20 protein-coding genes are annotated in these 23,775 nt (G+C 65.8%); 6 read left to right on the forward strand and 14 right to left on the reverse strand.

Going from position 1 to position 23,775, the window contains the following annotated elements:
* Positions 1-49: 49 nt before the first annotated feature.
* The 3 genes from AB3X99_RS11335 to AB3X99_RS11345 form a co-directional block, all read right to left on the reverse strand.
* Positions 50-1,369 (reverse strand): MFS transporter, encoded by a 1,320-nt coding sequence (locus AB3X99_RS11335; RefSeq protein ID WP_368616962.1) that lies wholly within the window; start codon positions 1,367-1,369, stop codon positions 50-52.
* 161 nt (positions 1,370-1,530) lie between these two features.
* Positions 1,531-2,289 carry an SDR family oxidoreductase gene (locus AB3X99_RS11340; protein WP_069265421.1) on the reverse strand — a complete coding sequence of 253 codons (759 nt, stop codon included), beginning with the start codon at positions 2,287-2,289 and terminating at the stop codon, positions 1,531-1,533.
* Positions 2,290-2,320: 31 nt separating this feature from the next.
* Positions 2,321-3,760: an aldehyde dehydrogenase family protein gene (locus AB3X99_RS11345; RefSeq protein ID WP_368616963.1), complete on the reverse strand. Its 1,440-nt coding sequence runs from the start codon at positions 3,758-3,760 to the stop codon at positions 2,321-2,323.
* A 321-nt stretch (positions 3,761-4,081) separates the two neighbouring features.
* Between AB3X99_RS11345 and ppa the strand changes: the two genes are divergently transcribed.
* Positions 4,082-4,609: an inorganic diphosphatase gene (gene ppa, locus AB3X99_RS11350; RefSeq protein WP_028207725.1), complete on the forward strand. Its 528-nt coding sequence runs from the start codon at positions 4,082-4,084 to the stop codon at positions 4,607-4,609.
* 71 nt (positions 4,610-4,680) lie between these two features.
* On the opposite strand, the gene AB3X99_RS11355 is transcribed toward ppa, so the two are convergent.
* From AB3X99_RS11355 to AB3X99_RS11365, 3 genes are all read right to left on the reverse strand, one after another.
* The gene (locus AB3X99_RS11355; protein ID WP_368616964.1) at positions 4,681-7,533 is read right to left on the reverse strand and encodes an EAL domain-containing protein; all 2,853 of its coding nucleotides are present in this window, start codon (positions 7,531-7,533) and stop codon (positions 4,681-4,683) included.
* A 159-nt stretch (positions 7,534-7,692) separates the two neighbouring features.
* The gene (locus tag AB3X99_RS11360; RefSeq protein WP_368616965.1) at positions 7,693-8,034 is read right to left on the reverse strand and encodes a GIY-YIG nuclease family protein; all 342 of its coding nucleotides are present in this window, start codon (positions 8,032-8,034) and stop codon (positions 7,693-7,695) included.
* A gap of 71 nt (positions 8,035-8,105) precedes the next feature.
* Positions 8,106-9,278, reverse strand: a complete 1,173-nt coding sequence (locus AB3X99_RS11365) for a GNAT family N-acetyltransferase (RefSeq protein ID WP_069265509.1) — start codon at positions 9,276-9,278, stop codon at positions 8,106-8,108.
* Between the two features lie 228 nt (positions 9,279-9,506).
* Between AB3X99_RS11365 and AB3X99_RS11370 the strand changes: the two genes are divergently transcribed.
* Positions 9,507-11,618 carry an NAD(+) synthase gene (locus AB3X99_RS11370; protein ID WP_368616966.1) on the forward strand — a complete coding sequence of 704 codons (2,112 nt, stop codon included), beginning with the start codon at positions 9,507-9,509 and terminating at the stop codon, positions 11,616-11,618.
* 75 nt (positions 11,619-11,693) lie between these two features.
* A complete protein-coding gene (locus AB3X99_RS11375; RefSeq protein WP_027795598.1) occupies positions 11,694-12,032 on the forward strand; it encodes a P-II family nitrogen regulator in 339 nt (112 codons plus the stop codon).
* 176 nt (positions 12,033-12,208) lie between these two features.
* Here AB3X99_RS11375 and AB3X99_RS11380 read toward each other — a convergent pair whose 3' ends face one another.
* The 5 genes from AB3X99_RS11380 to AB3X99_RS11400 all read right to left on the reverse strand — a co-directional run bounded on the left by AB3X99_RS11380 (position 12,209) and on the right by AB3X99_RS11400 (position 17,240).
* Positions 12,209-13,384: a porin gene (locus AB3X99_RS11380; RefSeq protein ID WP_069265406.1), complete on the reverse strand. Its 1,176-nt coding sequence runs from the start codon at positions 13,382-13,384 to the stop codon at positions 12,209-12,211.
* Between the two features lie 579 nt (positions 13,385-13,963).
* Positions 13,964-14,746, reverse strand: a complete 783-nt coding sequence (locus AB3X99_RS11385) for an ABC transporter ATP-binding protein (protein WP_368616967.1) — start codon at positions 14,744-14,746, stop codon at positions 13,964-13,966.
* Positions 14,747-14,776: 30 nt separating this feature from the next.
* A complete protein-coding gene (locus AB3X99_RS11390) occupies positions 14,777-15,499 on the reverse strand; it encodes an ABC transporter permease (protein WP_028210520.1) in 723 nt (240 codons plus the stop codon).
* Positions 15,500-15,518: 19 nt separating this feature from the next.
* Positions 15,519-16,208 carry an ABC transporter permease gene (locus tag AB3X99_RS11395; RefSeq protein ID WP_368616968.1) on the reverse strand — a complete coding sequence of 230 codons (690 nt, stop codon included), beginning with the start codon at positions 16,206-16,208 and terminating at the stop codon, positions 15,519-15,521.
* Between the two features lie 255 nt (positions 16,209-16,463).
* Complete coding sequence (locus AB3X99_RS11400; protein WP_368606932.1) at positions 16,464-17,240, reverse strand: ABC transporter substrate-binding protein; 777 nt, start codon at positions 17,238-17,240, stop codon at positions 16,464-16,466.
* Between the two features lie 435 nt (positions 17,241-17,675).
* On the opposite strand from AB3X99_RS11400, the gene AB3X99_RS11405 reads away from it, so the two are divergent.
* A complete protein-coding gene (locus AB3X99_RS11405) occupies positions 17,676-18,374 on the forward strand; it encodes a pirin family protein (protein WP_368616969.1) in 699 nt (232 codons plus the stop codon).
* A gap of 119 nt (positions 18,375-18,493) precedes the next feature.
* Here the strand turns inward: AB3X99_RS11405 and AB3X99_RS11410 are convergent, their stop codons facing one another.
* Positions 18,494-19,063 (reverse strand): periplasmic heavy metal sensor, encoded by a 570-nt coding sequence (locus AB3X99_RS11410; RefSeq protein WP_368616970.1) that lies wholly within the window; start codon positions 19,061-19,063, stop codon positions 18,494-18,496.
* 234 nt (positions 19,064-19,297) lie between these two features.
* On the opposite strand from AB3X99_RS11410, the gene AB3X99_RS11415 reads away from it, so the two are divergent.
* Both AB3X99_RS11415 and AB3X99_RS11420 read left to right on the forward strand, forming a co-directional pair.
* Positions 19,298-20,029 carry a response regulator gene (locus tag AB3X99_RS11415; RefSeq protein WP_028207713.1) on the forward strand — a complete coding sequence of 244 codons (732 nt, stop codon included), beginning with the start codon at positions 19,298-19,300 and terminating at the stop codon, positions 20,027-20,029.
* The gene (locus AB3X99_RS11420; RefSeq protein ID WP_342947894.1) at positions 20,013-21,329 is read left to right on the forward strand and encodes an ATP-binding protein; all 1,317 of its coding nucleotides are present in this window, start codon (positions 20,013-20,015) and stop codon (positions 21,327-21,329) included. The genes AB3X99_RS11415 and AB3X99_RS11420 overlap by 17 nt, the downstream gene beginning before the upstream one ends.
* 122 nt (positions 21,330-21,451) lie before the next feature.
* Here AB3X99_RS11420 and AB3X99_RS11425 read toward each other — a convergent pair whose 3' ends face one another.
* Both AB3X99_RS11425 and AB3X99_RS11430 read right to left on the reverse strand, forming a co-directional pair.
* Positions 21,452-21,718, reverse strand: coding sequence for a hypothetical protein (locus tag AB3X99_RS11425; protein ID WP_028207711.1), 267 nt, complete (start codon positions 21,716-21,718; stop codon positions 21,452-21,454).
* A gap of 177 nt (positions 21,719-21,895) precedes the next feature.
* Positions 21,896-23,575, reverse strand: coding sequence for a diguanylate cyclase (locus AB3X99_RS11430; protein ID WP_069265401.1), 1,680 nt, complete (start codon positions 23,573-23,575; stop codon positions 21,896-21,898).
* Positions 23,576-23,775 lie beyond the last annotated feature (200 nt).

Genomic DNA, 23,775 nt, shown 5'->3' on the forward strand with positions numbered 1-23,775 from the left:
CCGCCTGCAAAACAGGCGGCCGTTTGTTTTTGCTGAAGCCGTAATGCGCTTAGCGGTTCACGAGCTTCGCAGGCGCCGAAAGCGCGAGCAAACCGCCCAGGATCATGGACGCCGCCAGCATGTACATGCCCGAATCGTTGGCCTTGGTGGCCTCTTTGAGCCAGCCCACCGCATACGGGCTCAGGAAGCCCGCGAGATTGCCGATCGAGTTGATGAGTGCGATACCGGCCGCCGCGCCCGTGCCCGCGAGCCAGGCCGTGGGCAGGCTCCAGAACAGCGGCAGCGTGGTGAGAATGCCCATGGTCGCGATGGTGAGCGCCGTCATGGCGAGCGTCGTGTCGTGGGCCCACGTGACCGAAAGGACGAGGCCGAGCGCACCGATGGCGGCCGGCACGGCGATGTGCCAGCGGCGCTCGCGCGTGCGGTCGGCGCTCTTCGCCACCAGCACCATGCCGACCACGGCCGCGGCGAACGGAATCGCCGAAAGCAGGCCGATCGTGAGCGCGTCTTTCACGCCCGTCGCCTTGATGATGGTGGGCAGCCAGAAGCTCACGCCGTAGAGGCCCATCACGAACGAGAAGTAGGTGAGGCTCATCACCAGCACGCGCGCGCTCGTGAGCACGGTCATGATCGGCGGGTCCTCCTTGGTGGCATCTTCAGCGGCGATGTTGCGCTCGAGCAGCGCGCGCTCTTCTTCCGTGAGCCACTTCGCTTTTCCGATGCGGTCGTCGAGCACGAAGAACACCAGCACGCCGACGATCACCGAAGGCAGCCCTTCGAGCAGGAACAGCCACTGCCAGCCTTGCCAGCCGTTCGCGCCGTCGAAGGACTTGAGAATCCAGCCCGACACCGGACCGCCGATCACGCCCGACAGCGCGATGGCAGTCATGAACCACGTGGTCATGCGCCCGCGGCGGTGCGCCGGATACCAGTAGGTGAGATAGAGGATGATGCCGGGGAAGAAGCCCGCCTCGCACAGGCCGAGCAAAAAGCGCATCACGTAGAACATGGTGGGCGTGGTGACGAACATCGTCAGGATGGAGACGAGGCCCCACGTGACCATGATGCGCGCGATCCACACGCGCGCACCCACGCGATGCAGGATGATATTGCTTGGCACTTCGAACAGAAAGTAGCCGACGAAGAATATGCCCGCGCCGAAGCCATAAACCGCATCGGAGAGATTGAGCGCCGAACTCATCTGCAGCTTGGCGAAGCCCACGTTGACGCGGTCCAGATACGCGACCACGTAACACAGCATGAGAAGCGGAATGAGACGCCACGCGACTTTGCGGTACGTGGCTTCTTCGAAGGCGGAGGGCGGGGCACCCGCTCCCGCTTGCGGCAGATGATTCGCTGGACTGGCCATGGTGTCTCCTAAGCGATCTTGCTCGTTGGCGTGTTTGTAGTATTGCCGCCTTGATACGGCGGGTATTCGACGCGAAAGCACGATCATTCTATACGCGCCGCCGTGGCGCGACGGCGCGTATCTGTCGGGGAAAACACCGATCGGTCAGCTGGCGGGCGCCACTATACGCAGCGCCCGCCATCCACTTCGATGCAGGTGCCGGTAATGAACGCCGCCTCATCCGAAGCGAGATAGAGACACGCATTCGCCACGTCCTGCGGCGTGGAAAAGCGCCCGAGCGGAATGGTCGCGACGAAGCGCTGGCGGTTCTCGGGCGTGTCGGGCACGCCCATGAACTCCGCCGTGAGCCCCGTATCGCCGATCACGGGATTCACGCAGTTCACGCGAATCTGGTCGGGGCCCAGCTCGGCCGCCAGCGCCTTGCTGGCCACGATCATCGCGCCCTTGCTGCCGTTGTACCAGACGAGCCCGGGCCGGGGCCGGATGCCGGCCGTCGACGCGATATTGACGAACGCGCCGCCGCCGCGCTCCCGAAAGTGCGGTACGAACGCGCGCACGCTCCAGTAGAGGCCCTTCACGTTGACGGCGTAGACGCGGTCGAACTCCGCTTCGCTCACTTCGAGCACGGGCTTGTTGCGATGCGTAGTGCCCGCGTTGTTGACGACGATCTGCACGCTGCCGAAGTCCTCGATGGCCGCCTCGCGCAGCGCGTGCCAGTCGGCTTCGCGCGTGATGTCGCCTTGCACGGCAATGGCCTTGCCGCCTGCGAGCGCGATCTCGCTCGCCACGCGCTCGGCGGCGTCACCGTTCAGATCGTTGATGACCACGTTCGCGCCTTCGCGCGCGTAAGTCCTGGCGATCCCTTCGCCGAAGCCCGAGCCGCCGCCGGTCACGACGGCCGTCTTGCCTTTGAGTCGCATGGTGTCTCCGTATGTATGAGTATCGACATGTTCAGCCGTGCCGGATCGCAATCGTCTTGAGCACCGTGAAGCCATAGAGCGCTTCAAAGCCTTTTTCGCGCCCGTGTCCCGAGTGCCGCGTGCCGCCGAACGGCAATTCGACGCCGCCGCCCGCGCCGTAGTTGTTGACGAACACCTGGCCCGCGCGCACGCGCCGGGCGAGACGCATCTGGCGCGCGCCGTCGCGTGTCCAGATGCCGGCGACGAGGCCATAAGGCGTGCCGTTGGCGAGCGCGAGCGCTTCTTCCTCGCTCTCGAAGGGCATGGCCGCGAGCACCGGGCCGAACACTTCCTCCTGGGCGAGGCGACTTTGCGGCGGCACGTCGCGCAGGAGCGTCGGGACTTCGTAGAAGCCGCCGCTGGGCGCATCGGCTTCGAGCGTGCCGCTTGCCGCCGTGGCGATGCGGCTCGCGGTCGCTTCGTCGAGAAAGGCGCGCACACGCTGGCGCTGCTTCTCGTTGATGAGGGGGCCGCAGTCGAGATCGGCACTGGCCGGACCCACGCGCAACTTGCCGAACGAGGCGGCGAGCCGGTCGATGAGCGGCTCGTAGGCGTTGCGCTCGATCAGCACGCGGCTGCCCGCCGAACAGGTCTGCCCCGCGTTCTGCACGATCGCGGCGACGAGCACGGGCAGCGCGGCGTCGAAATCGGCATCGGCGAAGACGATTTGCGGCGACTTGCCGCCCAGTTCGAGCGTGACGGGCACGTGGTGCTCGGCGGCCATCTGCGCGACGAGCTTGCCCGTTTGCGGCGAGCCCGTAAACGAGATGTGGTCGATGCCCGGATGCGCGCTGAGCGCCGCGCCCGCCTCATGCCCGAGCCCGGTGACGATGTTGAGCGCGCCCGCGGGCAGACCGGCTTCGCGCGCGAGTTCGGCTACGCGCAGCAGCGACACGCAGGCGTCCTCGGCGGGCTTCACCACGCACGCGTTGCCGGTGGCGAGCGCCGCGCCCACGCTGCGGCCGAAGATCTGCATCGGGTAATTCCAGGGCACGATGTGGCCCGTCACGCCGTGCGGCTCGCGCACCGTGAGCACCGTGTAGCCGGCCTGGTAGGGCAGCGTTTCGCCGTGCAGCTTGTCGGCGGCGCCGGCGTAGAACTCGAAATAGCGCGCGAGCGCGGCGGCGTCGGCGCGCGCCTGCTTGAGCGGCTTGCCGGTGTCGCGCGCTTCGAGCTGCGCGAGTTCTTCCTTGTGCTGGCCGACGAGACCCGAGAGCGCGAACAGCATGCGCCCGCGTTCGGCGGCGCTCAGTGCGCCCCAGGCGCCCTCGAAGGCTTTGCGTGCGGCCGTGACGGCCGAGTCGATGTCGGCTGCATTGCCGCGCGCGAGTTGCGCGAAGGGCTGGCCGGTGGAGGGATCGATCGCGGCGAGCGTCTCGCCGCTGGCGGGCGATTGCCACTCGCCGCCGATGAAGTGCTTCGCTTCTTCCATGTATGCGCCTCGTAAGTAGGGAGTGAAGCGGGGATGAAACGCGGAAGGGAAACGCAAAAACGGGAAACGTCGCCGAAGCGTGGCTCGGATCGCCCCAAGGAGGGCCGCGCCGGCAGATCGATTATCGCGCCAATTGCGGGCGCCACGCGCGGGAATTCAGCAGCCACTTCATCTGCGTGCGGGAAAGCCCTGGGCCGAACTGCCGGCCGCCCTGGCCGATTGGCTATAATGGCGTCCATCCTCCAACGTCCGCGACGTTCGGTTCCGCGCCGTTTTTCCGCGCAAGCCGTCGATTTTTCCCCTTCTCAACAGAGAGCGCTCATGAGCTTTGCAAATGTCCCCGCCGGCAAGGATCTGCCGCAAGACTTCAACGTGATCATCGAGATTCCCGCGCAAAGCGATCCGGTGAAATACGAAGCCGACAAGGACCTGGGCCTGCTCGTCGTCGACCGTTTCGTCGGCACGGGCATGCGCTATCCCGTGAACTACGGCTTCATTCCGCAGACGCTCTCCGGCGACGGCGACCCGGTCGACGTGCTCGTGATCACGCCGTTCCCGCTGCTGGCCGGCTCGGTCGTGCGCTCGCGCGCGCTCGGCATGCTGCAGATGACCGACGAGTCGGGCGTCGACGCGAAGCTGATCGCGGTCCCGCACGACAAGGTCTGCCCGATGACGGCCAACCTCAAGTCGCTCGACGACGTGCCCGAGTACCTGAAGGACCAGATCAAGCACTTCTTCGAGAACTACAAGGCGCTCGAAAAGGGCAAGTGGGTCAAGGTCGAAGGCTGGGTCGGCATCGAAGCCGCCCACAAGGAAATCACCGAAGGCGTGGCGAACTTCAAGAAGTAACTCGCGCTTCAGGGTTGATCGAAAACCGCACGTGCCTGCCAGGGCCGTGCGGTTTTTTCATGGGCGCCCGATCAACCCACTTCGGCGACGTCGCGCAGCTCCGGCCCGCGCAGGATGTCGAGCCGCGCGGGCCTGCCCACGCCGTAGCCCTGCGCGTAGTCCACGCCCATCGCGATCATCCAGTCCACGATGGCGGCATCCTCCACGCACTCGGCGATCGTCAGCTTGCCCGCGGCATGTGCGACCTGGTTGATCGATCGCACGATGGCCTGGTCCAGCGGGCTGTCGATGATGCCGCGTATGAAGCTGCCGTCGATCTTCAGATAGTCGACGTGCAGATGCTTGAGGTAGTTGAACGACGACATGCCCGCGCCGAAGTCGTCGAGCGCGAAGCGGCAGCCCTGCGCGCGCAGACGTTCGATGAGCGTGATCGCGTCGTCCAGGTTCGTGATCGCGGCGGTTTCGGTGATCTCGAAACATACGCGCTCGAACGGGATGGACCAGATGCGCTGCTGCTCCTCGATATAGTCGGCGAGTTGCTCGTCGCCGAGCGAGGCGCCCGAGAGGTTGATCGACCAGGTGCCGTAATCGTGCGTACCTTCGGCAATCATCGCGAACGCGCTCGCAATCACCCAGCGGTCGATGGCCGGCATGAGGTCGAAGCGCTCGGCTGCGCCGATGAACGCGGAAGGCTCCACGAGCGCGCCTGAGGCGGACTGCATGCGCAACAGCAGTTCGACGTGCGTGTCGTCGGGCCCCGATGCCGATGTGGACGACTGCGCGAGCGAGAGGATCTTCTGGCCGAAGAGGCAGAACTGGCCGTGCTCGAGCGCCGCCTTGATGTCGGAGACCCACGCCATCTGCGCGTGGGTTTGCGAGAGCTCCTCGTCGTCATAGCGAAAACGGTGCACGCGGTTGCGGCCTTTCTTCTTCGCCATGTAGCACGCGACGTCCGCGGCTTTCATCACTTCCTTCACGGAAGCGAGACCCGCCGCCTCGCCGACGAGGCCGATGCTCACGCTCGTCTGCACGATGCGCCCGGCGCCCGTGAAGCGGATCGCGGCGATACCCGCGCGCAGGCTTTCCGCGAGCAGCGACGCGTGCGCCGCCGTGCAGTGGGGCAGCACGACGCCGAATTCGTCGCCGCCGAGGCGCGCAATGATGTCCTCGCCGCGCAACTCGCTCTTGAGCACGCGGCAGACCTGGCGGATCAACTCGTCGCCGGTCGAGTGACCGCAGGTGTCGTTGACGACCTTGAACTGGTCGAGGTCGAGAAACATGACCGCGTGGCCGGGCTGTCCGGGCGGTGCGCCCCCGCTGGCTTCCAGCAACGCGGCGAGGCGCCGCTCGAACTCGCGGCGGTTGTAGATGTCGGTGAGCTCGTCGTGGGTCGCCTGGTACGCGAGGCGGGCGGCATGCTCGCGCAGCGCGCTCACGTCGTAGAGCACGATGACGGTGCCGATGACGCGGCGTTGCGCGTCGCGCAGCTTCGACACCGAATAGTCGACCGCGAGGCGCGAGCCGTTCGGGCGCATCACATGCAGACTCGCGCCGCCTGCGTTGCCCGTCGCTTGCGAATTCATCAGGATGGCGAAGCCCTGCGGTTCTTGTGCGTCGTTGCGCACGTCGCAGATCGCATCGAACGGTTGCCCGTGCATCTCGGCGGCCGCGCGGCCGAGCATGCGTTCGGCCACCGCGTTGCAGTAGGTCACACGCGCGTGCTCGTCGGTGCGGATCACGGCTTCGCCGATCGAGGCCAGTGTGACCTCCGCCAGTTCGCGTTCCGTATAGGCCTTCGCTTCGGCAGTCTTCAGCTCGGAAATGTCGAACAGGCAACCGACCATGCGCACGGCGCGCCCGCGTGCATCGCGCACCGCCTGACCGCGCGCGCGGCACCAGCAGTAGCTGCCCTCGAGCGTGCGCAGACGAAACTCCACGTCGAAAGTCGTTGCGCGCGCAAGGTGTTGGCGCAGCGCGTGGCGCACGAGGGTGAGGTCGTCCGGGTGGACGAGCTGGGTGAGGCCCGTGTCGCTTTCGAAGCGCGTGCCCACGTCGTAGCCGAGCTGCTCGTAGAGCCAGTTCGAGAAGTAGCATTGCCGGCTGCCGACCTCCCAGTCCCAGAGTCCGGCGTTGATGCCTTCGAAGCCTAGCGTGAGGCGCTCCTCGTTCTTGCGCACTTCGGCTTCGAGGCGGTCGCTGCGCGCGAGCGCGCGGCGGATGAACTGCGAGAACACGCCGAGCAGCACGATCGCGGAGCCGGCGAGCGCGAGCGTGAGGAGCGAGCGTGTGGCGCGCGCCGCGTCGTCGAGCGAGCGGGAGAAGCCGCTTTCGATGGGCGCGAGCTGGCTGTCGATCTCGCGCAGTTCGTGCACGAGGTTCGCGGACTCCGGCGCGTGCAGTCTGCCCGCCTGCACGAGCGCGTGCAGGCGTTCGCCGGTATCGGCAAGACGCAGAATATGGCGGTCGCCAATCTCCCAGAACGCGACGGCCGGGCGCATCCACGGCGTGTTCTTGAGCGTGCGGTAGCCCCAGGTCATGCCGTCCATATCGGCGGGCGCGATGCGGCCCAGCTCGAAACCGTGCCGGATCGCCGCGATGTCCGGCTGCGCGCGGTTCATCTCCAGCCGTGCCGCGCGGTCGCCGAGCGGCACGGCAATGCCGGCGAGGAACGTGCGGTAATCCGCTTCGTCGCCGGTGCGCGCGTAGCGTTCCAGCGCGTGGACCGCGTCCTTCTGGCCCTTCGACCAGCTGCTTTCCCCCGCCACATAGGCGAGCAGGATCGACATGATCGCGAGGCTGACCGCCGCGATCACCGCCATGACGGCAGCGAGCAGCCATAGCGGCAGCAGGACCGCGGTCGTGCGCCGCAATCCGTGCCAACCGGGGGCAAGCCGGGTCGTCTCCGTTTTAATGGGTCTCTTCATGCTTCACCGGTCCCCGTCGGCTTGCGAGGTGAAATGAGAGCGCGCGCCGGGGGCCAGGACCGGCGTCTTGTGAGCAATAACGGCGGGGGCAGCGGCGGCTTTAGGATTTAGACGGCGCGTTCGATGAAAAGAGCAAACGCTCTTCCGGGAGGCGTTTGCTCATTCTGGCGCTGCGGTTTCCGGGGCTGCTTCCGCGGCCGTTTCCGCGGCCGTTTCCGGCGGCGGTGGTGGCGGCGGCAGGACCGATTCGAGCGTGCGCACGCCGGCCGCGAGCGCGCGCTTTTCGCGCGGGGTGAGGCGCTTGACCCAGTACTCGGCGCTCGAGGCGCGCGCCCGGTCGGCGAACTCGAATTGCGCGAGCACCTGTACCGGCTTGCGCGAGCGCGTGTAGCGCGCGCCCGTGCCGCTCGCGTGCTGGGCGAAACGGGCGGCGACGTCGATGGCGATGCCCGTGTAGACGCTGCCGTCGGCGCATTCGAGCATGTAGAGGAACCACGGCATAGTTCTGGAAGCGATGATCGTTATGGGCGTGGGCGTTTCAGGACACGTCGTGCGCAAGTTTTACGGATGAATCACGCACGAAACGGATTGCGCTCATTGAGCTCGTGCATGTAGGCGTGAATGTGGTTCGTCTCGCTTTCGAGAAAGCGCGCGACGGCATCGGAGAACGCCGGATGGGCGAGCCAGTGTGCCGAGCGCGTGGCGGTGGGCAGGAAACCGCGCGCCATCTTGTGTTCGCCTTGCGCGCCGCCTTCGAACACGTCGAGCTTTTCCTCGATGCAGAATTCGAGCGGCTGATAATACGCGGTCTCGAAGTGCAGGCAGGGCACGTGTTCGAGCGCGCCCCAGTAGCGGCCATAGAGCGTGCCGCCCTGGCCATTCTCACCGCGCTGCCAGACCACGAGCGAACTCGCGATCGGCTTGCCTTCGCGCTCGGCGATCACGAGCAGCAGATTCTCGGGCATCGTCTCGCCGATCATGCGAAAGAAGTCGAGATTCAGATACGGCGACGAGAAATGCTCGCGGTAGGTTTGCCGGTAGCAGCGACTGAAAAAGCGCCACTCGGTGTCGCTGATGTCCTCGCCGCGCACACGCCGCATCGTCACGCCCGCGTCGTGCACCTTGCGACGTTCCGCGCGGATGTTCTTGCGCTTCTTCTGTTCGAGAGTCGAGAGGAAGTCCTCGAAGTCGCGATAGCCGTCGTTGAGCCAGTGAAATTGCACGCCTTCGCGCTGCATCATGCCGAGGTCGGTCAGTGCCTCGGCGTCTTCGGTGGTCGGAAAGAGCACATGCAGCGACGAGACGTCGGCCTGCTCGGCGAAGGCGAGCAGCGTCGCGGCCAGATGGCGGCGCGCGGTCGTGTCGGCGGCGATCAGGCGCGTGCCCTGCACCGGCGTGAACGGCACGGCGCACAGGAGCTTCGGGTAGTACTCGAGGCCGTTGCGCTTGTACGCGTCGGCCCAGGCCCAGTCGAACACGTACTCGCCGTACGAGTGGCCCTTCAGATACACGGGCGCGGCGGCGGCGAGGCGGCCCGTGCGCGCGTCGGTGAGCGTGACGAATTGCGCGGCCCAGCCCTCGTTCGGCGTGGTGCAGCGCGTGGCGTCGAGCGCCGCGAGGAATTCGTGGCGCAAAAAGGGCGTAGGCTGCGCCTGACGCGCGAGCAGCGCGTTCCATTCGGCGGCGTCGACCTCGGACGGTGAGCCGAGGATGCCCGTGCGATAATCGAAATGTTCCTGTTTCATGCGTGCCCGTTGGCGTGGGATGCGGCTTGGGTCGTTCAGCAGCGCCTGCAGCGGCAAACGGTCATGGTAAAGCAAACGTCCCGAGCGGGTGAGGACCGCCGCGCTTCGTGCAGCGGCGTCAGCCAGGCAGCATCGAGCGGTTTCAAAGCGGCTTCAAGCGGCACCAGGCAGCCCAAACGTCAGAGCGCGCGCTTTCGTGCGCAGCGCGCCCGCCTCAAGGTTATCGAAATGAAAGAGCGCTTCTTCAATCTCTATACGCACGGCTTTGCGCGCGTGGCCGTGGGCGTGCCGCGCTGCCGTGTGGCCGATCCCGCATTCAACGCCAGCGAGACGCTCGCGCTCGCGCGCCAGGCCGCGGCGCGGGGCGCGGCGCTTGTCGCGTTCCCCGAGCTGGGGCTTTCGGCCTATACCTGCGACGACCTGTTCCATCAGCAAGCGTTGCTCGACGCCTGCGAGCGCGCGCTCGCGCAGATCGTCGAAGCGTCGGCCGCGCTGCCGCTCGTGATGATCGTGGGGCTGCCGGTGCGCGCGGGGCATTCGCTCTTCAACTGCGCAGCGGTCGTGGCGGGCGGGCGTGTGGCGGGCGTCGTGCCCAAGAGCTTCCTGCCGAACTACGGCGAATTCTACGAGCCGCGCCAGTTCAGCGCCGCCGATAGCGCGAGCACCGACACCGTGCGCCTCGCCGGCGCGGATGTGCCGTTCGGCGCGTCGCTGCTGTTCGAGGTGCCGCAGGTTGCGGGTCTGCGCTTTCACGTGGAAATCTGCGAGGACGTCTGGGTGCCGATCCCGCCGTCGTCGTTCGCGGCGCTCGCGGGCGCTTCGGTGCTCGTCAATCTTTCGGCGTCGAACGTCGTGGTGGGCAAGGCGGGCTACCGTCAGCAGCTGGTCTCGCAACAGTCGGCACGTTGTCTCGCCGCGTATCTGTACACCTCGGCGGGCAAGGGCGAATCGACCACCGACATGGCCTGGGACGGCCACGCGCTCGTGTGCGAAAACGGCGAACTGCTCGCGCAGTCGGAGCGCTTCTCCGACGACTCGCACCTCATCTTCGCCGATGTCGATCTCGCACGGCTGCAGCAGGAGCGCATCCGCCAGACCACGTTCGGCGATTCGATCCGCCGCCACGCCGATGAAGTCGCGAAGTTTCGCGTGATTTCGTGCGAGCTGGCCGGCGAGGGCGCCTGGCAGCGCGACACGCTCGCGCTCTCGCGCCGCGTGGAGCGGTTCCCCTATGTACCGGCCGACCCGAAGCGGCGCGACGAGCGCTGCAACGAGGTCTACAACATCCAGGTGCAGGCGCTCGTGCAGCGGCTTTCGCAGGCGGGCATCAAGAAGGTGGTGATTGGCGTCTCGGGCGGGCTCGACTCCACGCATGCGCTGCTCGTGTGCGCGAAGGCGATGGATCGCCTCGGGCTGCCGCGCGCGAACATTCTCGCGTACACCATGCCTGGTTTCGCCACGAGCGAGCGCACGCTGCGCCAGGCGCGCGAACTGATGGCGCTCGTGGGCTGTACGGCGCGCGAAATCGACATTCGCCAGAGCTGCATGCAGATGCTCGAAGACCTCGGCCATCCGTACTCGGAAGGCAAGCAAGCCTACGACATCACGTTCGAAAACGTGCAGGCCGGCGAGCGCACGAATCACCTGTTCCGCCTCGCCAACTTCAATCACGCGATCGTGATCGGCACGGGCGATCTCTCCGAGCTTGCGCTCGGCTGGTGCACATACGGCGTGGGCGATCACATGTCGCACTACAACGTGAATGCGAGCGTGCCGAAGACGCTCATCACGCACCTCGTGCGCTGGGTGGCCGAAACGGGCCAGATTGGCCAGAACGGGGAGAGCGGCCGCGACGTGCTCGAAGCGATTCTCGCCACCGACATCAGCCCGGAGCTAATCCCCGGCAAGTCCGATGGCGCGCCCGAGCAGAAAACCGAGAACACGATCGGCCCCTACGAGCTGCAGGACTTCAACCTCTACTACACGCTGCGCTTTGGCTTCGCGCCTTCCAAGGTGGCGTTCCTCGCGCGCCACGCGTGGGGTGACCGCGAAGCGGGTGCATGGCCCGAGAACGCGAAGGTCGCACGCAATCAGTACGATCTCGCGTCAATCAAGCGCAATCTGCGCATATTCCTCGACCGCTTCTTCCGCCAGAGCCAGTTCAAGCGCACCTGCATTCCGAATGCGCCGAAGGTCGGCTCGGGCGGCTCGCTCTCGCCGCGCGGCGACTGGCGTGCCCCCAGCGATTCGGAGTCGGTGGTCTGGCTCGCCGATCTGGAGCGCGTGCCCGATGAAGCGGGCGGGCCGAGCGCGGCGCCTGCGGGCAAGCCCTCGGCGTGAGCCCCGGCCGCACAGCGTAGAATCCCGATATGTTCCGAAATTTCCGACAAATCCGATAACGAGACGAGGTTCGCCATGAAACGCATTACTGCCGTGATCAAACCGTTCAAGCTCGACGAAGTACGCGAGGCGCTCGCCGAAGTGGGCCTCACGGGCCTGACCGTCACCGAGGTCAAGGGCTTCGGCCGCCAGAAGGGCCACACGGAGCTTTACCGCGGCGCCGAATACGTGGTCGATTTCCTGCCAAAGGTGAAGATCGAGGTGGTGGTCGCGAACGACCAGGCCGACCAGGTGATCGACGCGATCATCGGCGCGGCGCGCACCGGCAAGATCGGCGACGGCAAGATTTTCGTGACTGACGTGGAGCGCGTGATCCGCATCCGCACGGGCGAGGAAAACGAAGCGGCGGTTTGAGACCGTGCGCCTTCGAAGCACCTGATGCACCAATAGAAAAGGGGACGGCGCCGCTCGCGCGGCCCGTCCCCAGAATAAAAAACGGTGCGATACCCTTTCGGACATCGCACCGATACGCGCCTCTCGCAGCAGCGTGAAAACGTCGATGTAGCTGTTCTTTCTACACTCGTTTCGAATTAGAACGAGTGCTGGATACCTGCGTACACGCCAACCTGGCTGTGGCCCGGAACCGGGTTGCCCGTGCTTGCAGCCGTACCGAAGTTGTTGGCGTTCAGACCGAAGTTGGCCGTCTTGCTGTTCTGCACCGTGCCTGCCTGGATGTCGAGCAGCGTGCGCTTGGACAGGTTGTACGAGCCGCCGATCGTGTACAGCGTGGCGTTGCCGCCGCCGTTGTTCGCGTTGACGTGGTAGACCGCTGCGATCAGCGCTGCAGCCGGCGTCATTTGCCACGTCACACCGCCCCACTCGTGGTCGAGCGTGGTCGGCTGGCCGATGATGCCCGGATTCATGCCCGACGAACGGATGGCTTCGTAGCCGCCCTGAACCTTGAACGCGCCGAGGAACAGGTTGAACATGGCCATGTAATCGCGCGAGTAAGCGAACACGCCGTTGCCGTTACCTTGCGAGGTGGAGAGCGGCGTCTTCGTGCTGCCGTCCAGCGCGTTGTACAGGCCGCCCAGCTGACCATTGTTCGGATTGCGGATTTCGTCATACAGGCCGCGGATCTGGAACAACGAGCTCGTGTAGGTCAGTTGCAGGCCAGCTTCACGACCCGACGGCGTCGTGTTGTTGCCGTTCCAGTTCGTCGCGTTCGAGAACGCGTACTGGCCGTAGACGTCAAAGCCGAACCAGTTCGGCGACTGGTACGAAATGTTGTTGCTCGATTGCGGCCAGTTGCGGCCACGGACCATCGAGGCCGACGACCAGTTCGACTGACCGAACGGGTCGAAGTCCCAAATGCCGTTGGAGATGAACAGCATGCGGCCAGCGAGCAGCGTACCGAACTGGTCGTTCGCGACACCGATAGTCGCCCAGCGATTCCAGAGCGAGCCGGCCGAGCCGAGCGTGCCGTTGGCGGTGCTGAAGCTGCCTTCCAGGTGGAACAGAACCTTGTTGCCGCCACCGATGTCTTCAACGCCCTTCATGCCCCAGAGGCTGGTGCCCCAGTAGCCGCTCTCGAGCTGAACCTGGCTGGAGCCGTGGGTGGCTTGACCATTTGCGCCGCTGCCGGCACCAATGCCGTTCATATACGCCACACCCATGTCCAGGCGGCCGTAGAGCGTGACGCTGCTTTGTGCATGCGCGATCACGCCAGCCGACATCAATGCTGCGGCGAGCAAAGCTTTCTTCATCTTCTCCTCCATACCCTGTCAAAGAGTCAACCTTAGTACTGCGAAAGACGTCCGTGCGCTTGGCGGCGCTGCGAACAGAAATCGTCGCGTAAGGGAGAATTACCCCGAGGACCGGCGTACGGGCTGGTGCCGCTGCATGACCCGGGCTGGGTCGTCTTGCAGGTCCCCTGGTTGACTGGCATCTCCCGTTCTTTTTGAAGTGAAACTACTTTTAATGAACTTTGTTTTGCTACTTTGGTTACTAATTTAGCAAAAAAGGTCCGCGCTGGCGAACTAATTCGTGCTCGCACCCCGGGATGTCGTCAAATTGCAATATGGTCTTCCTGGATGGTGGTCAGAGAGGTACTACAACCAGGTCGAAACCCTTGTGGGACAAGGGACTCACGTCAATTGAATGGCTGAGTTCAGGATTGCCACTATTGACGGAAGATTTCGCAAGGAGTAATGCGAAAAACGCCGTTTTTAAGGCTAAACGGACGGCTTCTGGAGGATGAAAGTCCCAAAAAGAAAAGGCGCTGTAAGCGCCTTGTAAAACTACTTTTGCTACATCGCCGAAAGGCGGCGACCCTGCGAGTCGTCTTATTTGAGGCTGCCTGAAAGGAACTGGCGCAGGCGCTCGCTCTTCGGATTGGCGAAGACCTCGGCCGGCTGGCCTTCCTCTTCCACGAGACCCTTGTGCAGGAACATGACGTGGTTCGAAACGTTGCGCGCGAAACCCATTTCGTGTGTGACCACGATCATCGTGCGGCCTTCCTCGGCGAGCTTCTGCATGACCTTGAGCACTTCGCCAACGAGTTCGGGATCGAGGGCCGAAGTGGGCTCGTCGAACAGCATCACGTCGGGGTGCATCGCGAGCGCGCGGGCAATCGCCACACGCTGCTGCTGGCCGCCCGAGAGGTGCGAGGGGTATTGCTTCTCCACGCGCGGCGCGAGACCGACCTTCTCCAGATAGGCGCGCGCGCGCTCTTCGGCTTCCTTGCGCGGCAGGCCCAGCACGTGCACGGGCGCTTCGATCACGTTCTCGAGCACCGACATGTGCGACCAGAGGTTGAAGTGCTGGAACACCATGGCGAGCTTGGTGCGCACGCGCTGGAGTTGCTTTGCGTCGGCGGGGTGCAGTGCGCCCGTGCGCTTGTCCGCGCGAGTGGCGACTTCCTCGCCATCCACCACGATGCGCCCTTCGTTGGGCTGCTCGAGGAAGTTGATGCAACGCAGCATGGTGCTTTTGCCCGAACCGGACGAGCCGATCACGCTGATCACGTCGCCGGCATTGGCCTTCAGGGACACGCCCTTGAGGACTTCGTTGTCGCCGTACTTCTTGTGGATGGAGTCGACGAACAGCTTCTGCTTCTGGGAATTCATCAATTGACCTTTAAACACGCCCTGGCGGGCTCACTTGCCTTGCGGTCGCAGGTACGCGAGCCAGCGGCGCTCTGCGCGGCGGAACAGCCACACGAGCGTGAAAGAAATGATCAGGTACAACAGCGCGGCGATGCCGAATGCGCCGAACGACTGATACGTCGCCGAGTTCACGTCGCGCGCGATCTTCAGGATGTCCGGCACGGTCGCCGTGAAGGCCACGGTCGTTGCGTGCAGCATCAGAATGACTTCGTTGCTGTAGTAGGGCAGGGCGCGGCGCAACGCCGAAGGCAGAATCACGCGGCGGTACAGCGTGAATTGCGACATGCCGTACGCGCGCGCAGCCTCGATCTCGCCGTAGGGCGTCGCCTTGATCGCGCCCGCGAAGATTTCGGTGGTATACGCGCAGGTGTTGAGCGTGAACGCCAGCAGCGTGCAGTTCATGCCGCTCCTGAAGAACGCGCTCGTGAGTTCGTGGTTGCGCACGATCTCGAGGCTGTAGAGGCCCGTGTAGCACAGCAGCAGCTGCACGTAGAGCGGCGTGCCGCGAAAGATGTACGTGTAGAGCCACACGAGCCCGGCGAGCCACTTCTTCTTCGACACGCGCGCCACGGCGAGCGGCACCGAGAGGCAGAAGCCGAGTCCGATCGAGATGACGAGCAGCCACAGCGTAATGGCCACGCCGCTGAAATGGTAGCCGTCGGAGAAGAGGTAGTTGCGCCAGTACTGCTGGATCAGTTGGACGAAGTCTTGCATGGTCTTGGCCTCGCGCGATTCAGAGATCCGCCTTGCGCACACCGGTGGAGTAGCGCTTGTCGAGATACATCAGCACGAAGTTGGAGACCGTGGTGATGACGAGATAGATCGCGCCGGCGAGCAGCGTGAAGAAGAAGAAACGCAGCGTGCCCTTGCCGGCGTCCTGGCTAGCCTTCACGACGTCGGCGAGGCCGATGATCGAGACGAGCGCCGTGGACTTCAAGAGCACCTGCCAGTTGTTGCCGATGCCGGGCAGTGCGAAGCGCATCATCTGCGGGAACATGATGCGCGTGAACACCTGCCAGCCCGTCATGCCGTAGGCGTGGCCCGCTTCGAGCTGGCCGCGCGGCACGGCGAGGAACGCACCGCGGAACGTCTCGGTGAAGTACGCGCCGTAGATGAAGCCGAGCACGACCACGCCCGCGAGGAACGGATCGATGTCGATCTGATCCCAGCCGAGCATGTCGGTGAGATTGTTCAGCCAGATCTGGATGCTGTAGAAGAGCAGCAGCATGAGCACGAGATCGGGCACGCCGCGAATGAGCGTGGTGTAGAGCGTGCCCGCGCCATGCGCGACGCGGTTTTTGGAGAGCTTGGCCGCCGCGCCGATCAGCCCGAGCACGAACGAGAGCGCGAGCGACAGCACGGCGAGCTTGACGGTCTGCCAGGTGCCGGCGAGGATCAGCGGGCCGTAGCCTTGAAGAAACATGGGCAAGTCCTTGACGATGCGTTTCTCACACCGCGAAAGGCGCGGCTGTCTGCCGCGGTTCAAATCCGTTCATGGCCGCGCGGTTTATAGCCTGGTCGCGCGCGGCCGATGCAATTGCGCTCGTGAGCGCGCCTGTGACTGTATACGAAGCCCGGTGGCGGTCTATCGGGGAGCCCCCGGGGCTTTTGATGTGTCGTGGCGCGAGGCGCGAGCGGTGGTGTCTCGTTGTTTATTTACCTGCGTGTGCTTTCCCGTTCACTTGCCTTTGTAGATATCGAAGTCGAAGTACTGCTTCGCGATCTTGTCGAACGTGCCGTCGGCGTGAATCGCGGCCAGCGCCGTGTTGAACTTCGCCTTCAGGTCGGCGTCGTCCTTGCGCAGGCCGATCGCGGTGCCGTCGCCGATCGTCGCCGGGTCTTCCACTTCCGGGCCCGCCCACGCGAAGCCCTTGCCGCGCGGCGTTTTCAGGAAGCCGAAATCCGCCTGGACCTCGTCTTGCAGCGTGGCGTCGAGGCGCCCGGCGATCAGATCCTGGTAGACCTGATCCTGATTCTGGTACGAGATCACGTTCACGCCCTGCGGCGCCCAGTGCGCCTTTGCGTACGCTTCCTGGGTCGAGCCCTGCTCGACGCCCACGTTCTTGCCCTTGAGCGAAGCCGGCGTGGGCAGAAGCGGCGAGCCCGTGCGCGCGAGCATGCGTGCGGGCGCATCGAACATCTTCGCGGAGTAGTCGATCTGCTGGGCGCGCTGCGGCGTGATGGTCAGCGACGACACGATCGCATCGAACTTGCGGGCCTTGAGCGCCGGGATGATGCCGTCGAGGTCGTTCTCGACCCAGACGCACTTCACGTTCATGCGCGCGCACAGGGCTTTCGTGAGGTCGACATCGAAGCCGACGATCTGTCCGTTCGGCGCTTTGGATTCGAACGGCGCATAGCTGGCGTCCACGCCGATGCGCACGGTTTTCCACTCTTTGGCGGCGGCGCTGCCTGCGATCAGGGCGAGCGCCACGCACACTGCAAACTTCTTCATCATTCTCCTGTCGAGCCGGAGCGAGTGCTTTTTTTAGCACTGACTCCGTCCCATGCACGACTGATACGGGCGGCGCGGCGCGGTAGGGGCGCGCGGCCGACGCAAGGCGGACCGGCTCGTGGCCGTTGGCCGCCATTCTAGGTGATCAAAAATGCGGGTCGGAAAGCGCGACGCACTCCGGCCCCTGCGGCAGCGCGCGCTGGCGGGGCGGATAATCGCCACGGGGTGTCCACCCCGGGGCCATCAGGGCTCACGCCGGCCGAAAAGCGCGGTATTTTACCCGAAGCCGGGGGGCGTGCGGGTCTGACGCAGGGCGACGTCGGCAGCGCAGCGCATTGATGTTGCTGGTGAAACGATGCGGTGCGCCGCTGCGGATTGTGCAAGTGGGCCGCCGCCCTTACCTTCGGACATCGACATGATTGACCGGAGATTGCCATGCTGACTATCCGACGCGCCGACGAACGCGGCCATGCCAACCACGGCTGGCTCGACTCGTACCACAGCTTTTCGTTTGCCGACTATTTCGACGAAGCGCACATGCACTACGGTGCGCTGCGGGTGCTCAACGACGACCGCATCGCGGGCGGCCAGGGCTTCGGCGCGCACGGCCACCGCGACATGGAGATCGTGACCTATGTGCTTTCCGGCGCGCTCGCCCACCGCGACAGCATGGGCAACGGCTCGACCATCCGCCCCGGCGACGTGCAGCGCATGAGCGCCGGCACCGGCGTGATGCACAGCGAGTTCAACGGCTCGAAGGAAGAGCAAGCGCACCTGCTGCAGATCTGGCTGCTGCCGCGTGAGCGGGGCGGGGCGCCCGGCTACGAGGAGAAGCGTTTCGACGACGCCGACAAGCGCGGGCGGCTGCGCCTCGTCGCCTCGCCCGACGGGCGCGACGGCTCGGTGACCGTGCAGTCGGATGCCGCGATCTACGCGGCTCTGGTCGACGGCGACGAGCGCGTCGAGTATTCGGTGCCTGCCGGGCGGCGCGTCTATCTGCACGTGGCGCGCGGTGCGCTCGACGTGAATGGCCAACGCCTCGAAGCCGGCGATGCCGCGATGATCGAGACCGAGGCGGCCGTCGCGCTTGCAAACGGTGCCGCGGCCGAAGTGCTGCTGTTCGATCTCGCCTGAGCCGTTGACTGGCAGCGGCAAGCGGCCGCCCGCGCCATGAAAAAAAGCGCCGCGGGGTGCGAATCCCGCGGCGCTTTGTCGCGCCGCTTTGTCGCGCAATGCGCGCGCGTGTGTGCCGATTACTGCTGGGCGGCCGGTGCCGAAGCGCCGCCCTTGTGGTGCTGCTCCCAGCGCTCGCGCATCTGCTCGTGGCGCTGCTCCATCTTCGCGAAGCGTTCCTTGATCGCCGTGCTCACGGTCGTCTTCTGCTGGTCGTTCAGGCCGTTGTAGAAGGCGAGCCACGCTTGCGTGGTTTGCTCGCGCAACTGCCGGTTCTGCTGCTCGACCTGCTCGTGCGCCGTGTGCATGGCGTTCAGGTCGAGGATCGGCTGATTCTTCATCGAATCGAACTGCTGCTTCATCTGCTCATGATTCTTGCGCATGGCTTGACCGTTCTGCTTCATCGTGTCGAGCGCGGCCTGCCATTGCTTTTCCTGCGCGGCGTTCAGGTTCAGCTTGTCGTGCAGCTTCTTGAAGCCGAGCATGAAATCGCCGTGCATGCCGGGGCCGTCATGCATGCCCGGAGCGCCGTGCATCATGCCCGGACCGCCCGGGGGCGGCGGGGTTTGGGCGTTGGCGGCGGTGGCGCCCAGGGTGAGCGCGAGCGAGGCAGCGGCGATGGCGAGAAGGCGCGAAGTCGTCTTGTACATGGTGATGCTCCTGACAAATCCATGAGGGTTTTATCCGGTCTGGCGCGGCGCTTTCGGAAAGTGGTGGCGCTCGCAACCGGTGTCCCTAGCGTATCGACCGGGCAGCCAGCGCGTGTTACGCGGGGGGGCGCCGAGATTACGCGACATTACACGCGCCTTTCGCGGTAACACCTCGTAACCCAGCTGGAAGAGCTGTAAGCAAACGGCCCGTGCGCGCGCGTTACACTTCATCCCATGGCTACTCAAATCCTTGTCGTCGACGACGACCTCGAACTACGCGACCTCCTGCGCGACTATCTCGCGCGCCAAGGCATGGAAGTCTCGGTGCTGCACGACGCCGGCTCGCTGGAGCGGCGGCTCGAGCGCGAGCGCCCGGACCTGATCGTGCTCGACCTGATGATGCCGGGCGTGGACGGCCTGACCGCGCTGCGCAAGCTGCGCGCAGCCGGCGACGACATCCCCGTGATCATGCTGACGGCGCGCGCGGACGACGTGGACCGCATCGTCGGCCTCGAACTGGGCGCGGACGACTACCTCGGCAAGCCGTTCAACCCGCGCGAACTGCTCGCGCGCGTGCAGGCGGTGCTGCGCCGGCGCCGCACGGTGCCTTCGGCCGCGGCGCCCGAGCAGCGCGAGCCGTACGCGTTCGGCCGCTTCACGCTCGACTTCCAGTCGCGCACGCTGCAGCAGGAGGGCAAGCCCATCATGCTGTCGGGCAGCGAGTTCGCGCTCCTGAAGATTTTCGTGAATCACCCCATGCGTACGCTCACGCGCGAGCGTCTGCTGGAATTGCTGCACGGTCCCGAGTACGACGGCACCGACCGCGGCATCGACGTGCAGGTATGGCGTCTGCGACGCATTCTCGAAAGCGACCCGTCCACGCCGCGCTTCATTCAGACCGTCCGCGGGCGCGGCTACGTGTTCGTTCCCGACGGAGAGCAGGGCAACCATGCGCCAGCCGGTTGATTCGCTGTTCGGGCGCCTCGCGGTCATCTTCATCGGCGTTCTACTGGTGTCGCATGTCGCGTGGTTCACGCTCATGCGCGTCGAACACAATCAGATGCAAACGCGCTACGCCGTCGAGGAAGCGACCTTCCTCGTCGACGCGGTGCGCCAGCACGTCGAGCGCGAGCCCGACCAGCCGCTGCCTTCGCGCGTGCAACTCGTCGATCCGGCGAGTCCCGCCGTGCCGCCGGTCACCGACCGCATGCCCGAGCCGCTGCGCCGTTTCATCGACGACGTGCGCGAACGCATGCCGCCTGGCACCGACGTGCGCGTCGGGCCGCCCGGCGGGCCGCCCACGCTCTGGGTGCGCGGGCCGCAGGACGCCCGCTGGATCGTGCTGCCGGGCCAGCCGCTGCGGATCATGCGGCCGCTCGACAAGTTTCTGCCTTGGGTCATCACCATTTTCGCCACCGCTGTGGTCGCCGCGCTCGTGGCCGCGTGGATGCTGCAACAGCCGCTGAGCGCGCTCGCGCAGGCCGTGGGGCGCTTTGGCCGCGGCGAGCCTGTGCCGCCCGTGCCCGAACGCGGGCCGCGCGAGCTGCGTCAGCTCACGCTGGGCTTTAACCAGATGGTCAAGGAAGTCGAGCGTACGGAGAAAGACCGCGCCGTCATGCTGGCGGGCGTGGCGCACGATCTCAAGACGCCGCTTGCCCGGCTGCGCCTGCGCGCCGAAATGATGGACGAGCAAAAGGTGCGCGACGGCGTGGTGCGCGATGTCGAGTCGATGGCGCATATCGTCGACCAGTTCCTCGTGTTCGCGCACGACGGCGCCGATCGCAGCGAGCCCGTCGAGGTCGACGACCAGTGCGAGCGTATCGCGCGCAACCACCGCACGGCGAGCGGCGAGACGATTGCGATCGAAACGCGTCTGCGTGCGGGTCCGGAGTTTCGCCTGCCTGCGGCCACGCTCGAACGCGTGGTCTCGAACCTGCTCGACAACGCGCATGCGTACGGCGCACCGCCTGTCGTGATCGAGAGCGAGCGCGGCGCGACGGGTTTTTCGCTCACCGTGCGCGACCACGGCAAGGGCATCCCCGACCAGGAGCTGACGCAGGCGAGCCGGCCGTTCGTGCGCCTCGACCCGGCGCGCGGCGGCAACGGCCACAGCGGCCTCGGCCTCGCGATCGTCGAGCGGCTCGTGCGCCGCGCGGGCGGCGAGCTTTCGATCGGCAACGGCGAGAGCGGCGGGCTCGCGGTGCGCATGACGTTTGCGTTCGACGTGGTGGAGCGCACCGTCACCGAGGCGGCGCAGATCTGGTAAATCGCGCTGGAATGGTTTGGCGCAGGCCCTCAGCGAACGGGCGGGGCATGGCCGGAGGGGCTCGCCCGAAGGCGCCGGTACAGCGACGCCAGGTTCAGCCAGGTCAGGTTTGGCGCAGCCGCTCAGGCCGTAAAGAGCGTATCGAGCGCGGCGGCGGCCTCGTTGTCCACCGTGTTGTAGGTCACGGTGTCGGCCTCGAAGATGTAGTGCGTGGTGTACTTGCCGAGGCGGGCAAGAATCTCTTCCTGAATCAGCTCGGGCGTGGCGTCGAGTTTCAGGTACCACGCGGTCGATGACAGGCGCGTCTGGAACGCGCCGTACTCGACCATCAACTGGTCGAACGCGAGCGCATCCTGATCGCGGCAGACAATGACCAGATTTCCCTTCATGCATGCCTCCAGATTTGTGCGGAACACCGAAGTGACGCGGTTTGACTCATGCGCACCGTATGGACTGGCGCGCACCGTTCATCCCATGATACCGCGCCTCGCCGGTTGAGCCGGGCGAGCCCCGCAGCCTGGTACGGACATCGCTCGTGTGATGGGTTGGGCAAGCTCGTTGCGCACTCACCAGGTCGGCGCCGCGGCGCGCGGCGGCACGACGCCTTCGGCCGTCATGGCCTCGCAACGGTCGCGCCCGGCCGCCTTCGCCATATAGAGCGCGAGGTCGGCGCGGCTCATCAGACGCTCGGGCTGATCCTGCGCGGCCGCAAGTTCGGTCACGCCGATGCTCACGCTCACGCTCGCTTCCTCGGGCAATTCCACGCAAATGCGTTTGCTCACCTGCTCGCGCAGGCGATCGAGCACCATGAGCCCCGTGGCAAGCGAGGTCGCGGGCAGCAGGATGCCGAACTCCTCGCCGCCCAGGCGTCCGACGGCGTCGTCGGCGCGCAGTTCGGCGCGGCAGGTCTCCACGAAATGCTGGAGCGCGCGGTCGCCCGCCGGGTGGCCGAAGCGGTCGTTGATCTGCTTGAAGTAGTCGAGGTCGGCAATCGCCATGCACAGCGGTTCGCCTGCCTCGTAGGCCGTGTCGATCTCGCGGCGCAGCAGGTCGAGGAAGTAGCGCCGCGAGAGCGCGCCGGTCAGGGCGTCGTGGCGCGCCTCGGCGGCGAGCAGGGCGTTCGCGGCCTGCAACTGCCCGGCGAGATCGCGGCTCGCGTGGTGCAGACGCCGCTCGCGCACCCACGACACGGAGATCACCGCCGCGAGCGCCGCGGTGCCCGCGAGCGTGAGGAAAATGAGGAGCCGGTCGCGCCGATGGTTCGCGATCAGCTCGGACCACGCATTGACCGGATCGACGAGGTGCGCCGAGAGCCCGGAGTTCAGGCCGCCGCGCTGCTCGTAGAGGGCAGGCGTGCGCTGGCCCGGCAAGGCGACCATTTGCGCGGCGTCGGCGCGCGGGATCCACGGCGCTTCGCTCAACACGGGTTTCGATGCCGAGCGCAGCTCGAGCGGCGCGAAGTGCTCGCGCAGATAGGTGTTCACGCGGTCCAGCGCATTCATTTCGGCGACGTGTGAGCCCGGCAGTGCGCGTCCTTCGAGCGCGCTGTCATGGGCCATGATGATGACGCCATTGTTGTCCGCGACGAAGGTGCCGGGGCGGGTGACCCAGTGGCGCAGCCGCGCGATGCTGACCTTCGCGACTACGGCGCCGACCAGCAGGCCGTCGTCATAGGCGGGCGCGGCGACGAAAATGCCTGGCTCGCCGCTTGCCGTGCCCACGCCGTAGGCCTCGGAAAACGCCCCGAGCAGCGTGTCGTTCAGATACGCGCGCGGACGCATGTCCACGCCGACGTAGGAGATTTTTTCGAGCGCATTGCTCGACGCGATGCAGATGCCGTTCGCGTTGACGAGCCAGATTGCATCGAGCCCGGAGAAGCCCTGGGCGTCGTGGAGGAAGCGGTCGACCCCGGCGAGCGCCGGCACGCCCTGCAGCTCCTTGCGCCGCGCCAGTTCCGTCGAATCGCTCGACGCGGCATAATGCGCGGCCCCAGTGAGCGCCTGCTGGACGACGCGGGTTTCGGCCATCGTCGCCGGAATGGCGCGCGACATGGCGAGGTCGCTGGCGATCACTTCGGCCATGTTGTCCACGACCGAGCGCATCATCTGGCGCTGTGCGGCGAGCGCGGCCTCGAACTCCTGGCGGACCATGCGGTCCGCGAGCCAGCCGGCCGCCGCCCAGCAGACGAGCGCGACCACCACGACCCCGAGGGGCCCGGCTGCCTGACGCAAGAGTCTCCTGTTCATCGGCCTTCTGGTTCGTGAGTGGTATTGAGGCGTGGGTGTCGGCGCCCGGGGCGTAGGAGCGCTACTGACGGAGCGTGTCGATTTTACCCCTCGAAACGGGGCTGGCGAGCCCGCTATCTAAGCGTCAGTGCGGCGTTGCGAGGCGGCGCGAGCGGGCGGCGGCGAGAGCGTGGACCGCTAACATGCAAGGCGCATGCCGT

The organism is Paraburkholderia sp. BR10882, from assembly GCF_040948855.1.
Lineage (GTDB): Bacteria > Pseudomonadota > Gammaproteobacteria > Burkholderiales > Burkholderiaceae > Paraburkholderia > Paraburkholderia nodosa_A.